The organism is Ornithinimicrobium sp. CNJ-824 (assembly GCF_001942405.1).
GTDB lineage: Bacteria > Actinomycetota > Actinomycetes > Actinomycetales > Dermatophilaceae > Ornithinicoccus > Ornithinicoccus kibberensis.
The window spans coordinates 1-13,810 of sequence record NZ_MKKA01000059.1 but is presented as its reverse complement, the minus strand read 5'-3'; the positions used below and the strand labels follow the sequence as shown (position 1 = coordinate 13,810).

The window sequence follows — 13,810 nt, the reverse complement described above, 5'->3', positions numbered from 1 at the left end:
GGGTCGGGGCACGCGGTCCTCCGGGTCGTGGGGCGAGGGACTGGTCAACCGGTCGCCGGGCGCCCTTGTTCCCCCGCGGGGGGCCGACCCTGCGTTACCGGCCGGTAGAGTCGCCCACCATGCGGTGGCGGTCGGTGGTCGAGTTCGAGCACGCCGGGACCACGACCCACGTCCACCGGCTGGGGCCGGACACCGACCAGCAGCACGTCCTCGTGCACGGCATCGGGATGGGCCGCCACTACCTCACCCCGCTGGCCGAGTCCCTCGCCGGCTCCGGCGGGGTGCACGTGCTCGAGCTGCCCGGGTTCGGGGACGCGCCCACGCCCGATCAGCCGCTGACCGTCGAGCAGCTGGCCGCGGTGGTCCTCGCCTACGTCCGCAGGACCGGGATGACCCGGCCGGTCCTCGTCGGCCACTCCATGGGCGCCCAGGTCGTGGTTGAGGCGGCCCTGCAGGGTCCGGACGTCGTGGGCCCGGTCGTGGCGGTCGCCGGGGTCGTGGACCCGGGCGCCCGGTCCGCCAGCCGCCAGGGGATGCGGCTGCTGGCCGACCTGTTCGTCGAGACGCCGTCGACCGTCGCGGCCCTGGTGCGCGACTGGCTGCGCACCGGCCCGCGGCGCTACCTGGAGACCGTCCCGCTCATGCTCGACTACCGCACCGAGGAGGCCGCCGTCCGGCTGCCGGTGCCGCTGCTCGTGGTCCGCGGCGACCGCGACCCGGTCGCCCCGCACGACTGGGCCGACCAGCTGGCCAGGCTGGCGCCGGACGGGCGGCTCGTGGAGGTCCCAGGCGCCCATGCGGTGATGTTCACCCGCCCGGACGAGGTGGCGGAGCAGATCGTGCTCCACGGTCTCCGGGGGGCCACCGTGGCGGGCGAGGACGTGGCGGGCGAGGACGTGGCGGGCACGGTCCGGTGATCCGGCGGGCGGTGCGGGCGGTCCTCGGCCGTGGCCGGGCCTGGGTGCTCGACTACGCCTACGCCGCCGGCCGGCAGACGTCCGGCCTGCTCCGCCCGGCCGACCCCGCCGGCTACCCGGACCCCGCAGGGCCCGCCCGGCCGCCGGTCGTCCTGGTCCCGGGCGTCTACGAGCGGTGGCAGTTCCTGCGGCCGCTCGCCGACCGGCTGCACGGCCTCGGGCATCCCGTCCACGTCGTCGACCGGCTCCGCTGGAACACCGCCCCCGTCCGCGCCAGCGCGGAGGCCGTCGCGGCATACCTGGAGGAGCACGACCTGCGCGACGTGGTCGTGGTCGCGCACAGCAAGGGCGGCCTGGTGGGCAAGTACGCGATGGCGCACCTGGACCCCGGGCGGCGGATCGACCGGATGGTCGCGGTCGCCACGCCGTTCGGCGGTTCGGTCTACGCCCGGTTCTTCCTCGTGCCGTCGGTGCGGGCCTTCTCCCCCGGCGACCCGACCGTGCGGCTGCTGGCCGAGGAGCTGCGGGTGAACGGGCGGATCACCTCGATCTGGGGCGAGTTCGACCCCCACATCCCCGGCGGGTCCCGCCTCGAGGGGGCCACGAACGTCGAGCTGCCCGTGCAGGGGCACTTCCGGATCCTGGCCAGCCGCGAGCTGCTCGCGGCGGTCGAGGAGGCCCTCAGTCCTCCGGCATGACCGTGGCCGCCAGCACCGCGCCCAGCTCCCCGCACGCGGCCAGGTCCTGCGCGTCCGGCTGCCCCGTCAACTCCAGGACGGGGGCGACGGGCTCCCAGCCGAGCGCGGTGGTGATGCCGCGGAGCGCCCGCACGGCCCCCTCGAGCCCCTCGTTGCCGTGGACGTAGGCCGCGAACGGGCGGCCCGTCGTCTCCTGCAGGCACGGGTAGTAGATCTGGTCGAAGAAGTGCTTGAGCGCCCCGGAGAGGTAGCCGATGTTGGCGGGGGTGCCCAGCAGGTAGGCGTCGGCCTCCAGCACGTCGACCACCCCTGCCGTCAGCGCCGGCCGGACGACGACGTCGACGCCCTCGATCTGCTCGTCGCGGGCCCCCGCCAGGACCGCCTCGAGCATCGCCTGCATCCCCGGCGAGGGCGTGTGGTGCACCACGAGCAGCGTGGTCCGTCGGTCGGCCGCCATTCCCCCAGGCTACGAGGTGGGCCGGTCCGTTCGTCGGCCGGACGCCGTGTCGACACCTCGCGTCCACCCGGGCGGCCTACGGTCGGAGGGTGACCTCCCGGCCGCCCGCACGCCCCCTCGTGATCGGTCACCGGGGCGCCAGCGGCTACCGCCCCGAGCACACCCTCGGCGCCTACGAGCTGGCGGCCCGGCTGGGGGCGGACGATCTCGAGCCCGACCTGGTCGCCACCCGGGACGGGGTGCTCGTCGCCCGGCACGAGAGCGAGATCACCTTCACCACCGACGTCGCCCGGCACCGGGAGCTGGCCGACCGCCGCACGACGAAGGAGGTCGACGGCCTCGAGCGGACCGGCTGGTTCGTCGAGGACCTCACCCTGGCCGAGCTGCGCACGCTGCGGGCCGTCGAGCGCCTTCCCCACCTGCGCCCGCGCAGCGCCGGTCACGACCGGACCGAGCAGGTCCCGACGTTCGCCGAGGTGCTGCAGCTGCGCGAGCGGCTCTCCGAGAAGCTGGACCGCGAGATCGGCGTCTACCCGGAGACCAAGCACCCCACCCACTTCGCCGGTCTCGGGGTGCCCCTGGAGGAGCCGCTCGTCGACCTGCTCGACCTGCACGGGCTCAACCGGGCGGACGCACCCGTGTTCGTGCAGTCCTTCGAGCTGGACAACCTCGTGGCCATGCGGACGCGCCTGGGGCTGCGGGCCAGGACCGTCTTCCTCCTGGCCAGGCCGGAGGGGTATGGCGTGCCCGCCCCGCCCGACGACGCCCACCTCACGCGGCTCGCCCGGGCCGGGATCGACGGGCTCGGGCCCCATCTGGAGCTGGTGCTCGCCCCCGGGGAGGACGGCGAGCTCGTCGACACGGGGCTGGTCGAGAGGGCGCACGCCGCCGGCCTCGTCGTGCACCCGTGGACCTTCCGGGCCGAGAACACCTTCCTGCTGCCGCCGTTCCGCTCGGGGGACGACCCCTCGGCGCACGGCGACCTGGCCGGACAGGTCACGGCCTTCCTCGACGTCGGGGTCGACGGGCTCTTCGTCGACCACGTGGACGTGGCGGTCGCGACCGTTGCCGCCCGCTGGCCCCAGCCCGCTCTTGTGTCACAGCGGTCGCCCGGACGACCGGTGTGACACAACCGCGACGACCGACGGGCCGGCCGCCGACGACCACCGACGGGCCGAGGGACCGACGGCCGGTCAGGCCCCGTGGACGAAGTGGACGCCGGTGAGGGTGGACCGCCACGCGGTCACCTCGTCGGCCACGCCCTGGTCCCCGGCGAGCCCCCGCACGAGCAGCGAGGCCAGCCGCGGCATGTCCTCCTCGTCCAGGCCGATGCGCACGATCTCGGGGGTCCCCAGCCGCAGCCCGTTCAGGTCCCCCTCGACCGGGGCCACGGGCAGGCCGATCCCGCAGGCGAGCAGGTTGGCCCGTCGCAGGGTCCGGGCAGCGGCCTGACCGCCGCCCCACGCCTCCGCCCGCAGGGCCAGCTGGTGGGAACGGGTCGGCCCGTCGACGGTCTGAAAGACCGGGGCACCGAGCGCACCCAGCTCCTCGGCGAGGCGCCGGGCGGCGGCGACCATCGCAGCGGCATACCGGGATCCGTGCTCCTGCCAGTCGACCATGGTGACGGCCAGGGCGGCCGTCTTGCCGACGTCGAAGTTGGCGGTCAGGCCGGGGAAGGCGATGGCGTCGAGGCGCTGGGCGAGCTCGTCGTCGTCGGTCACGACGACGCCGCCGGGCGGCCCGCCCAGGCTCTTGTAGGTGCTGAAGGTCATCAGGTGGGCCCCCTCGCGGAGCGGGTGGGGCCAGGTGCCGCCCGCGACCATCCCGCACAGGTGGGCGGCGTCGAAGAGGACCTTGGCCCCCACCTCGTCGGCGACCTCCCGGACCTGGGCCACCGGGTGCGGCAGGAGGTTGAGGCTGCCGCCGAGGGTGATCAGCCTGGGCCTCACCTCGTGGGCGAGGGTGCGCAGCGCGTCGACGTCGACGGTGCAGCGGGTGGGGTCGACGGGGGCGGGGACGGTGCGGAGGCGGTACATCCCGGCGGAGCCGCCCGCGTGGTGGGTGACGTGGCCACCGATCGAGGGCGGTGGCGCGATGATCGTGTCCCCCGGCTCGCAGGTGGCCAGGAAGGCGTAGAGGTTGGCGATCGCGCCGGAGGGCACCCGGATCTCCGCGTGGCGGGCGTCGAAGACCTCCGCGACCAGGCGCGACGTCAGCACCTCGATCTGCTCGATCGCCTCCAGGCCGGTCTCGTACTTCTCCCCCGGGCGGCCGAGGGACGGCCGGGAGCCCAGGTGCGCCGACATCATCGCCTCGGCGCGAGGGTTCATGACGTTGGCGGCGGGGTCGAGGTTGAAGCACTCGCGGGCGTGGATGCGGTCGTTCTCCGCGACGAGTCGGTCGAGCTCGCCGAGCTGCTCCTCGGCGCGGCGTGCGGCGGCGGCAGCCGGGTCCTCAGCCATCGCCGCGGCCCTGCCACGTGCACAGGCAGACCTCGTTGCCCTCCGCGTCCGCAAGCACCCACCAGGCGGGGGCGAACTCGTCGGTGACCAGCCGGCCCCCGGCCGCGAGCGCCGCGGCGAGACGTTCCTCCACGACGTCGTGGGGGACGGTGAGGTCGAGGTGGAAGCGGTTGCGCTCCGTCCGGGGCGCCTCCATCTGCTGGAACCACAGCCCGGCGTGCCGTCCGGCGGGGTCGATCAGGCAGTCGTCCTCGCCGCCCTGGGTCTCGGGCTCGTAGTCCAGCACCGCCCGCCAGAACGGGGCGACGTCGGCCGCGACCATGACGTCGAGGCCGATCTCCAGGGTGCTCAGCTCCTGGGGCACGGCGACCAGCCCGAGCTCGTCGGCCAGCGCGGCGACCGCGACCGCGAGCCGTCGGTCCCGGCGGGTGAGCCGGCCCACGTCGTGGCTCACGGTGGTGACCGTCACGTGCCGGTAGCGCAGGTCGACGTCCGGGTGGTGGTCGAGCCGGTCGGCCAGGGCCGCGACCCCGGCCACGAACTGCGCACCCTGGGCGAAGCTGTCGGTTCGCCACCGCCCGGCCAGGCGGCCCAGCAGGACCCGCCAGGAGGCCAGCTCGGGGTCGGCCGAGAGCTCGGCCGCGGTGGGCGGAGGCGACATCGGTCCGGTCATGGCGCCCAGACTGGCACAGGGGTCCGTCAGTCCGTGGCGTCCTCGGCGGCGTCCATCGCCGCGTAGATCCGCTTGGGCGAGATCGGGCCGGCGGTGCCGAGGCGCTGGGCGAAGAGCGAGACGCGCAGCTCCTGCACCGACCAGACGACGTCGAGGACGTCGGGGTCCTGCCGCCGGTGCGGGGGCAGCTTGTCCAGGAACGCCGCCAGCTCCTCCTCGACGACGTGCACGTCCGCCGTCCGCTGCCGGTCGCGGGGCAGGTCCTGCACGCCCTTGTCGAGCCGTTCGGCCATCCCGCGCAGCCAGACGACCATGCGGGGCAGACGGGCGTAGCCGACCTCGGCGACGAACCCGGGCCGCACCAGCCGGTCCAGCTGGCGACGCAGGTCGGTGGCCATGTCGGCGGCCGCCGGGGTCGTCAGGCGCTGGAGCCGCAGGGACACCTGGCGGGCGGTGTCCAGGATCGGCACGAGCGCCTCGACGATCTCCAGCACCCGCGGTACGGACTGCTGACGCACCGCGACGAGGGCCTGCTCGAACTGTGCCGGGGTACGCACCCCCGACGCACCTCCCAGGTCGGCCACGACGGAGTCGACGGCCGCGGCCAGGGCGTCCTCGAGCAGGGCCGGGACCGAGCCGTGCGGGTTGTGGCCCAGGGCCAGCTTCTGCTCGTTGGTCAGCAGCGCGAGCAGCCGCTTCCACGGCGGGGTCGTGCTGAGCAGGAGCAGCCGTCGGATCCCGCGGGTGGTCTCCCGGTCGGCCTCGGACCGGGTGGCCAGCACCCGGACGTCGACGGCGGCGCCGGTGTCCACCAGCGCCGGGAAGCCTTGCACGACACGGGGTCCGACCTGCCGGGAGAAGGTCTGCGGCAGCGGGTCCAGGTCCGCGGGCCAGGTGGTCAGGCCGGTCCGTTCGACGCCCGAGGCCGCGGCGGCCATCGTCGTGCGGACCTGCCCGGCCAGCTGCTCCTGCAGGGCCGCGAGGTCCTTGCCCTCGCCGAGCACCTCGACCCGGCCCTTGCTGCGGGACTGGCGCCCCTGTCCCCCGCTCTGTCGCCCGCCGGGCTGCTGGCCGCCCTTGTGGTCCCCGCCGGGCCGCACCGCCCGCTCGACCCGGAAGGTCATCCGCAGGTGGTCAGGCACGCGGTCCCACTCGATGTCCGTGGCCCGCACCCGGACCAGGCCGCGGCGGGTCAGTTCCTGCGCCAGCGCCTCGTCGACGGGCACGGTCCCGACGGTGCCGGCCTCCTGCATACCCCTCAGCGCGGCGCGCGCGTGGTCGGGGGCGGGCACGAAGTTGCGGCGCACGTCCTTGGGCAGCGCCTTGACGAGGGCGGTGACCAGTTCCTCGTGCATCCCGGGCACGAGCCAGTCGAAGCCGTCGTCCTGCACCTGGTTGAGCACCTCGACCGGAAGGTGCACGGTGACGCCGTCGGCGTCGGCGCCCGGCTCGAACTGGTAGGTCAACGGGAAGGTGAGCTCGCCCTGCGTCCAGCTCGTCGGGAAGTCGTCCCCCCGGACCGCGTCGGCGTGCTCCTCGTGGACCAGCAGCTCCTCGGTGAAGGTCAGCAGGTGGGGCTGGGTGCGTCGGGCCTTCTTCCACCAGGCGTCGAAGTGCGCGCCGGAGACGACGTCGGCGGGGATGCGCTGGTCGTAGAACTGCACGAGGGTCTCGTCGTCGACGAGGATGTCCCGCCGCCGGGCCCGGGCCTCCAGCTGCCCGAGCTCGTCGACCAGACGCCGGTTGGCGTGGAAGAAGTCGTGCCGGGTGTCCCAGTCGCCCTCGACGAGCGCGGTGCGGATGAACAGGTCGCGCGCGGTCTCGGGGTCGGTGCGTCCGAGGGGCACGGCGCGCCCCGCCACGAGGGGTATGCCGTAGAGCGTCACCCGTTCGTCGGCCACCGCGGCGGCCGCCGAGCGGGACCAGCGGGGCTCGCTGTAGCTGCGCCTGACCAGGTGCTGCGCCGAGGCCTCGACCCAGGCGGGGTCGATCGCGGCGTTGGTCCGGGCCCACAGGCGGGTCGTCTCGACGAGCTCGGCGGTCATCACCCACTCGGGGTTGCGCCGGTGCAGGACCGAGCCGGGCTGCAGGACGAAGCGGGCGTTGCGGGCTCCCTGGTAGTCGCGCCGCTCCTTGTCGTAGAGGCCGACGTGGGAGAGCAGGCCTGCTAGGAGCGACTGGTGGATCCGGTCGGCGTCGGCCGGGTGGTCGTTGAGCTGCAGGCCGAGGCCCTTGGTCGCCTGCCGCAGCTGGGTGTGCAGGTCCTGCCACTCGCGGACCCGCAGGTAGTGCAGGAACTCGGCCTTGCACAGCCGCCGGAAGGCGCTGCCGGAGAGGTCCTTCTGCTGGCGCTGGAGGTAGCGCCAGAGGTTGAGCAGGACCAGGAAGTCGGAGTCCACACGGTCGGGGGGCTCCGCCCCCCCGACTGCCCCCCGAACCGCCCTTCGGTCCACGGCCGTCGGCGCCCTGGACCCGGACCAGGCGGTCCTTCCCACCGGCAGCCCCGCCCTCGCTGCGGGGGACCCCGCCCACCCGGCGGAACCGGGCGTGCAGCTGGTCGGCGCGCTCCTGCTGGTCGACGGGCCGCTCGCGGACGTCCTGGATGGACAGCGCGGCGACGACGACGAGCACCTCCTTGAGGGCGCCGTTCCTCTCCGCCTCGACGAGCATGCGGGCCAGCCGCGGGTCGACGGGGAGGGCGACGATGGCCCGGCCGTAGGGGGTGATCCGCTGGCGGGGCAGGTGGGCCGGCGCCGTGGGGTCGATGGCCTGCAGCTCGGTGAGCAGCCGCACGCCGTCGGCCACCTGGCGGGAGTCCGGCGGCTCGAGGAAGGGGAACCGCTCGATCTCCCCCAGCCCGAGGTTGGTCATCTGCAGGATGACGCTGGCCAGGTTGGTCCGCAGGATCTCGGGGTCGGTGAACTCCGGGCGGGACTCGAAGTCCTCCTGGCTGTAGAGCCGGATCGCGATGCCGTCGGCGAGCCGGCCGCAGCGTCCCGCCCGCTGGTTGGCGCTGGCCTGGCTGATCGGCTCGATCGGCAGCCGCTGGACCTTGAGCCGCTGGGAGTAGCGGCTGATCCGGGCGGTGCCGGTGTCGATGACGTAGCGGATCCCGGGGACGGTCAGCGAGGTCTCGGCCACGTTGGTCGACACGACGATCCGCCGGCCGGGATGGCGGGCGAAGACGCGGTGCTGCTCGGCGGCGGAGAGCCGCCCGTAGAGGGGCAGCACCTCGGTGCCGGGAAGCTGCATACCCTCCAGGCGTCGGTGGCGTCCCGGATCTCCCGCTCGCCGGAGCAGAAGACGAGGATGTCCTCCCCCGCGCCGTCACGGCCCGAGCCCTCGGTCCACAGCTCCTCGACCGCCTCGCAGATGCCGGTGACCTGGTCGACCTCGACGAAGGTCGCCTCGCCCTGCTTGGTCGGTGGCCCCTCGCGCTGGAGCGGGCGGTAGCGGACCTCGACCGGGTAGGTGCGTCCGGAGACCTCGATGACCGGGGCGGGCCGTCCGTCGGCGTCGGCGAAGTGGGCGGCGAACCGGTGGACGTCGATGGTCGCCGAGGTGATGACGACCTTCAGGTCCGGCCGGCGCGGCAGCAGCTGGCGCAGGTAGCCCAGGATGAAGTCGATGTTCAAGCTGCGCTCGTGCGCCTCGTCGATGATCAGCGTGTCGTAGCGGCTGAGCATCCGGTCACGCTGCAGCTCGGCCAGCAGGATGCCGTCGGTCATCACCTTGAGCAGGGTGTCCTGCCGGGAGGTGTCGGTGAACCGGACCTGGTAGCCGACGAGCGTCCCCAGCTCGGTGCCCAGCTCCTCGCTGACGCGCTCGGCGACCGAGCGGGCGGCGATCCGGCGGGGCTGGGTGTGCCCGATCATCCCCTCGACCCCGCGGCCCAGCTCGAGGCAGATCTTGGGCAGCTGGGTGGTCTTGCCGGACCCGGTCTCGCCGGCGACGATGACGACCTGGTGGTCGCGGATCAGCGCCTTGATCTCGTCGCGGCGCTCGCTGACGGGCAGCTCGGGCGGGTAGTGCAGGGCCTCGGGGGCCGGGAGCGCGGCCCGGCGCGCGGCGACCGCCTCCTGCCGGCGGGTATGCCGCTCCGCGCCCCGCTCTCGTCCCGGCCCCTGTCCGCTCCCACGGCCGTGGGAGCGGCCGCGGCCTCGTCCCCGCCCACGTCCGTGCGAGCGGTCCCCCTCACGTGCTCCTCCACCCCCGCGCGCCTTTCGGTCGTCCCCGTCGCGGGCAGGCCGGGGCGACGGTGAGGTGGGATCGGGCACGCCCTCCACTCTACGAGCGCGGGCAAACCGGTTCCGCGCGGCAGAGGCTGTGAGGGCTGGCCGGCGACGAGGCGGAACGTGCCCCTGCCGTCCCCTGCTGCGGGACGCCGGAGAAGTTTCCCTGCCGGAAACATCGCGGGAACGGTCGCGCAACACACGCTGGCTAGCGTCGACGTCGTCGGGACGAGCTCCCGGCCCGACGACCCGTCGGCGCACCGTCGGCCCCTTCCTGGGCAGCCTGGTGCGCCCCGCACGAGGAGGCGACCATGTCCGCAGCGACCTTCCGCACCGGGCACGAGGTGCTGGTCCGTGCCCCCGTCCACCGTGTCTGGCGGACGCTGACCGGCGACGTGGGCTCGTGGTGGTCCACGGTGAGCCGCCGCGGGTCCGTGTCCGCCTCGCTGGAGCCGTACGTCGGCGGCCGGGTCGTCGAGGAGAACGCCAGCCGTCCGTGGGGCACCATCACCGGCTGGTGCCCGGCAGGCCACCTGGAGGTGCGCGGACGGATGGACCTGCCCGCCGGGGTGAGCGGGCTGCTGGAGGTGGAGCTCGAGGAGACCACCGGCGGCACGTGGCTGCACGTGCTGCACCATGTCGTCGGGCCGTGGGAGACGGCCCGGTGGGTCCGCAGCACGGACTCCTGGCGGACCATGGCCGAGCAGGTCGCGCTGCTGGCCGAGCAGTCACGCGGCTCCCTGGGCCCGGTCCCCGACGTCCTGCAGGCCGGCGGCCACGGGTAGCCGGTCGATCCCGGTGCCGGTGACCACGTAGGTGCCGAGCAGCGGGAGCTGGGCCCGCCGGCACATCGCCAGGATGTGCTCGTGCAGCGCGCGGTCGTCGTCGTCGACGCCTCCCCACGGCTTGACGATACCCACCACCAGGCCGCCCACGCCCGGCAACGTCACGGCGGTGAGGACGGTGCTGCCGACCGTCTCGCGCCGGGCGGCCTCGTGCGGGATCTGCCCGACGAACACCGGTTGGCTCAGGCGTCCGTCGCCCCGGCACAGGAGGAAGCTCAGGCCCCCCTGCATCCGGTCGCGGTCGTTGACCACGAGGTCGAGGACGTCGGCCGCCAGCACGGGGTCGGCCAGGGAACGGGTGGGCCAGTCCTGAGGAAGGTCGTCGAAGCTCATGTGCCGAGCCTGCCGGGAAACGCCGGAGCGCCCTCGTGGTTTTCCACAGTGCCGGACGTGTCCGCGGGACGCGTCGCGACCTGGCCTCAGCGGGACAGGTGACGCCCCACGATCAGAGGAACTGCGAGACCGTGTGGATCACCAGGCCGACGAGCGCCCCGACGACGGTGCCGTTGAGCCGGATGAACTGCAGGTCGCGACCGACGTGGAGCTCGATCTTGTCGGAGGCCTCGGCGGCGTCCCAGCGCCGGATCGTTCCGGAGATGACCGAGGTCAGCTCCGGGCCGTAACGCGCCACGAGCGCCACGACGGTGTCCGCGGTCCACTCCTCCAGGCGGGAACGGAGCTCCGCGTCGTCCTGCAGACGACGACCGAACGCCCGCAGCTCGGTCTCCATCCGCGTCCGCAGGTGGCCGGCGGGGTCGTCCAGCGCCTCGAGGATCGAGCTGCGCAGGGTCTCGCCCAGCCGCACGGCGGTGTCGCTGACCTGCGGGTGGTCGAGGAGGCGCTCCTTGAGCCGCTCGAACCGCTCCGCCGTCCGCTGGTCGTCCTGCAGGTCGCGGCCCAGCTCGGCGAGATAGGAGTCGATCGCGGCCCGGACGTTGTGGTGCGGGTCGTCCTTGATGTCCCGCGCCCAGCACAGCACCTCCTGGTAGACCCGCCGCGTGACCTGGTCGTTGACCCACGTCGGCGCCCACTGCGGCGCGCGCGACCGCACGATCGCCTCGACCTCGTCCTGGTGCAGGGCGAGCCAGGCGTGCAGCTCGCGGGCGCCCAGGTCGACCAGGCCGTGGTGGGCGCCCTCGTCGACGACCCGTTCGAGCAGGTGGCCGGCCAGGGGGGAGAGCTCCTCCCTGCGCACCCGCGGGATCAGGACGTTGTCGACGAGGGACCGCAGCTCGCGCTCGTCGACCCGGTCGACGAGCCGCCGCAGGAAGGGGGACGCCTCGGTCACGACGCGCTGGGCGTTCTCGGGCTCGGCGAGCCAGTCGCCCAGCCGCAGCATGACCCGCGCGTCGAGGATCTTCTCGCGGAGGACCTCCGGGGTGAGGAAGTTGTCGCTGACGAACTGCTCCAGGCTGTCGCCGAGCTCGTCCTTGCGGCGACGCACGAGCGCGGTGTGCGGGATCGGGATCCCGAGCGGGTGGCGGAACAGCGCGACCACGGCGAACCAGTCCGCGATGGCCCCCACCATCCCGGCCTCGGACGCGGCGTTGACGTAGCCCCAGAACCCCTCGCGCCCGTGCGTGAGCACGTAGACGACGGCCATGAGCACGAGCAGCCCGGTCGCCACGGCGCGCATGCGACGCAGCCCGGCACGGCGCTCCTTGTCGGTCACGGAGGTGCGGGTGACGGGGGTCGCCGGTGCGCGTGGGGGCTCGGCCCGTCCGGTGGTCAGCGTCACTGCTCGTGTCCCCTTCGTCTCCGGTGGCACCCGGTCCGGGGTATGCGGTGGTGCCGGTGGGTGAACCGGTGCTCGAGACCACCGTATTCCGCTGCGGGCCCCACTCCATACCGAAGCGTGTCCTGGTGGTTTGATCGGGGGCATGTACTTCATTGTGGTCAAGTTCCCCGTCAAGCCCGAGCACGCCGAGCAGTGGCCGGAGATCGTGCGGGAGTACACCGAGGCGACGCGCGCCGAACCGGGCAACAAGTGGTTCGAGTGGTCGCGCAGTCTGGAGAACCCCAACGAGTTCGTCCTCGTCGAGGCGTTCGAGGACGACGGCGCCGGCCCGCACGTGCAGTCCGAGCACTTCGCCAAGGTGACGCGCGAGTGGCCGCAGTACCTCACCGCGACCCCCCGGATCGTCTCCCGCCAGGTCGAGGGCGACGGGTGGGAGGAGATGGGCGAGATCCGCGTCGACTGATCAACCGCGGCCCGTCCCGCGGTCCATGGCCGACCGGGGGTGTGGCTGCCGACGAGAGGAGTTCCCATGTGGTTGACCGGATGGTCCGACCTCTATGCCGTCCTCGTCGTGGGGCTGGCCTGCTACCTGACGGTGGTCGTCCTCCTGCGCGCGACCGGCAAACGGACGCTGACGAAGCTCAACGCCTTCGACTTCGTCGTGACGGTCTCCATCGGATCTTTGCTCGCAACCGGGGTGCTCGACCCGGGAACAAGCTGGGCGGCCGTCGCGACCGGCATCCTGCTCCTCGTCGTGGCCCAGTGGGTGATGGCGAAGGTGACCTCGACCTGGCCCCGGAGCCGGTGGTTCGTCACGGCCGAGCCCACGCTGGTCGTGCGGGACGGGAAGCTGCTCCAGGATGCGCTCCGACGCAGCCGGGTGGCTCCCTCCGAGGTGCTGCAGGCGGTCAGGACGAGCGGGTCGGGGTCGCTGGCCTCCGTGGCTGCGGTCACGCTGGAGCCGGACGGTTCGCTCAGCGTGATCCCCAAGGACAGCCTCGGTGACGGCTCGGCCCTCGCCGACGTCCCGGGGATGAGCGACGAGGTGCCGGACGTCGCCGGCCTGCCGCAGCCGGACGACGGGCACGCCTGACGGACGGGGGCGGGGCCTGACGGACGGGCCTGATGGGGGCCGCCTCGGGCCGGCAGCGCGACGGGGAGGGCATCGCTGGCCGTCCACATCGTCGGCGTTCGCTCCTCTTCGTCCCCAGAGGTGCTGGCGGCCGGGTCGCAGACCCAGGTATGTCGTACAGGTGTCCTAACATGGGTGCATCGTCGGAAGGTTCGGCGAGGGGTATGAGATCGACCGTCGAGGTGATGGCCCGTTCTGGGGAAGGGAGGGAACGATGAGGGCACCGGTGCAGCTGCCGCGGCAGGAGGGGCCGGGCGAGTCCCCGTTGGAGCAGCAGCTGGGGCTGTGGTTGTCCTTCGACCCTGGTCCGGACCTGGCCGAGCACGTGGTCCACGTCGAGCTCGGCGCCGTACGGGCGGCCGGCGGGCCCGGCCTGTTGGCCCCGGCCGGTCCGGGCCAGGCTCCCCCGGGCGCACCTGCCAAGGCCGCGACGGGCACCGTGGAGACGGGCAGGACCGGCGTCGACGGCGCGGTCACCACCCCCGCCGACGACGGGAAGCCGGCCGAGGTGCGGTTGCGGTCGGTGCTGGCCGAGCTGGGCCTGGACGCGGGGTCGGTGGCGTTGCTGTCCTCGGTGGCCACGACCCTGGCCGCGGTCCGCACCGGGCGGCCGGTGGCCGGCCTGCCGGCCACGAGCACCACCCGCGCCAACCGCC

The 13,810-nt window shown here is 73.8% G+C and carries 12 protein-coding genes and 1 pseudogene; 7 read left to right on the top strand and 6 right to left on the bottom strand.

Annotated features, from left to right (window positions below; all coding sequences use genetic code 11):
- Window positions 1–119 precede the first annotated feature (119 nt).
- Together BJF81_RS13900 and BJF81_RS13895 are read left to right on the top strand one after the other, a co-directional pair.
- A complete protein-coding gene (locus BJF81_RS13900) occupies window positions 120–917 on the top strand; it encodes an alpha/beta fold hydrolase (RefSeq protein WP_075958853.1) in 798 nt (265 codons plus the stop codon).
- Window positions 914–1,615: an esterase/lipase family protein gene (locus BJF81_RS13895; protein WP_075958852.1), complete on the top strand. Its 702-nt coding sequence runs from the start codon at window positions 914–916 to the stop codon at window positions 1,613–1,615. The genes BJF81_RS13900 and BJF81_RS13895 overlap by 4 nt, the downstream gene beginning before the upstream one ends.
- Here the strand turns inward: BJF81_RS13895 and BJF81_RS17690 are convergent.
- Window positions 1,599–2,072: a flavodoxin family protein gene (locus BJF81_RS17690; RefSeq protein WP_075958851.1), complete on the bottom strand. Its 474-nt coding sequence runs from the start codon at window positions 2,070–2,072 to the stop codon at window positions 1,599–1,601. The two genes, BJF81_RS13895 and BJF81_RS17690, sit on opposite strands and share 17 nt — an antisense overlap.
- 89 nt (window positions 2,073–2,161) lie before the next feature.
- Between BJF81_RS17690 and BJF81_RS13885 the strand changes: the two genes are divergently transcribed.
- Entirely contained in the window at window positions 2,162–3,199 is a 1,038-nt protein-coding gene (locus BJF81_RS13885) for a glycerophosphodiester phosphodiesterase family protein (RefSeq protein ID WP_075958850.1), read from the top strand.
- A 66-nt stretch (window positions 3,200–3,265) separates the two neighbouring features.
- On the opposite strand, the gene BJF81_RS13880 is transcribed toward BJF81_RS13885, so the two are convergent.
- The 3 genes and pseudogenes from BJF81_RS13880 to hrpA all read right to left on the bottom strand — a co-directional run bounded on the left by BJF81_RS13880 (window position 3,266) and on the right by hrpA (window position 9,640).
- The gene (locus BJF81_RS13880) at window positions 3,266–4,534 is read right to left on the bottom strand and encodes a serine hydroxymethyltransferase (protein WP_075958849.1); all 1,269 of its coding nucleotides are present in this window, start codon (window positions 4,532–4,534) and stop codon (window positions 3,266–3,268) included.
- Complete coding sequence (locus tag BJF81_RS13875) at window positions 4,527–5,207, bottom strand: VOC family protein (RefSeq protein ID WP_075958848.1); 681 nt, start codon at window positions 5,205–5,207, stop codon at window positions 4,527–4,529. Before BJF81_RS13875 ends, BJF81_RS13880 begins: the two co-directional genes overlap by 8 nt.
- A gap of 26 nt (window positions 5,208–5,233) precedes the next feature.
- Window positions 5,234–9,640: pseudogene (hrpA, locus tag BJF81_RS16970) on the bottom strand (ATP-dependent RNA helicase HrpA).
- A gap of 110 nt (window positions 9,641–9,750) precedes the next feature.
- On the opposite strand from hrpA, the gene BJF81_RS13860 reads away from it, so the two are divergent.
- Window positions 9,751–10,224 carry a hypothetical protein gene (locus BJF81_RS13860; RefSeq protein ID WP_075958846.1) on the top strand — a complete coding sequence of 158 codons (474 nt, stop codon included), beginning with the start codon at window positions 9,751–9,753 and terminating at the stop codon, window positions 10,222–10,224.
- On the opposite strand, the gene BJF81_RS13855 is transcribed toward BJF81_RS13860, so the two are convergent.
- Window positions 10,168–10,617, bottom strand: coding sequence for a hypothetical protein (locus BJF81_RS13855; RefSeq protein WP_075958845.1), 450 nt, complete (start codon window positions 10,615–10,617; stop codon window positions 10,168–10,170). The genes BJF81_RS13860 and BJF81_RS13855 overlap by 57 nt on opposite strands.
- Before the next feature lie 112 nt (window positions 10,618–10,729).
- Window positions 10,730–12,022, bottom strand: coding sequence for a DUF445 domain-containing protein (locus tag BJF81_RS13850; protein ID WP_237770250.1), 1,293 nt, complete (start codon window positions 12,020–12,022; stop codon window positions 10,730–10,732).
- A gap of 142 nt (window positions 12,023–12,164) precedes the next feature.
- On the opposite strand from BJF81_RS13850, the gene BJF81_RS13845 reads away from it, so the two are divergent.
- The 3 genes from BJF81_RS13845 to BJF81_RS13835 form a co-directional block, all read left to right on the top strand.
- On the top strand, window positions 12,165–12,485 hold the full coding sequence (locus BJF81_RS13845) for a putative quinol monooxygenase (RefSeq protein WP_075958844.1): 321 nt from the start codon (window positions 12,165–12,167) through the stop codon (window positions 12,483–12,485).
- Window positions 12,486–12,551: 66 nt separating this feature from the next.
- The gene (locus BJF81_RS13840) at window positions 12,552–13,115 is read left to right on the top strand and encodes a DUF421 domain-containing protein (RefSeq protein ID WP_075958843.1); all 564 of its coding nucleotides are present in this window, start codon (window positions 12,552–12,554) and stop codon (window positions 13,113–13,115) included.
- A 253-nt stretch (window positions 13,116–13,368) separates the two neighbouring features.
- The coding region (locus BJF81_RS13835) for a hypothetical protein (RefSeq protein ID WP_202817498.1) at window positions 13,369–13,810 on the top strand (442 nt) is incomplete at its 3' end.

Bases quoted from the DNA above. Each gene is read 5' to 3' on its own strand.
- BJF81_RS13900 (WP_075958853.1), top strand. From the start codon at position 120: ATGCGGTGGCGGTCGGTGGTCGAGTTCGAGCACGCCGGGACCACGACC.
- BJF81_RS17690 (WP_075958851.1), bottom strand. From the start codon at position 2,072: ATGGCGGCCGACCGACGGACCACGCTGCTCGTGGTGCACCACACGCCC.
- BJF81_RS13880 (WP_075958849.1), bottom strand. From the start codon at position 4,534: ATGGCTGAGGACCCGGCTGCCGCCGCCGCACGCCGCGCCGAGGAGCAG.
- BJF81_RS13875 (WP_075958848.1), bottom strand. From the start codon at position 5,207: ATGACCGGACCGATGTCGCCTCCGCCCACCGCGGCCGAGCTCTCGGCC.
- BJF81_RS13860 (WP_075958846.1), top strand. From the start codon at position 9,751: ATGTCCGCAGCGACCTTCCGCACCGGGCACGAGGTGCTGGTCCGTGCC.
- BJF81_RS13855 (WP_075958845.1), bottom strand. From the start codon at position 10,617: ATGAGCTTCGACGACCTTCCTCAGGACTGGCCCACCCGTTCCCTGGCC.
- BJF81_RS13845 (WP_075958844.1), top strand. From the start codon at position 12,165: ATGTACTTCATTGTGGTCAAGTTCCCCGTCAAGCCCGAGCACGCCGAG.
- BJF81_RS13840 (WP_075958843.1), top strand. From the start codon at position 12,552: ATGTGGTTGACCGGATGGTCCGACCTCTATGCCGTCCTCGTCGTGGGG.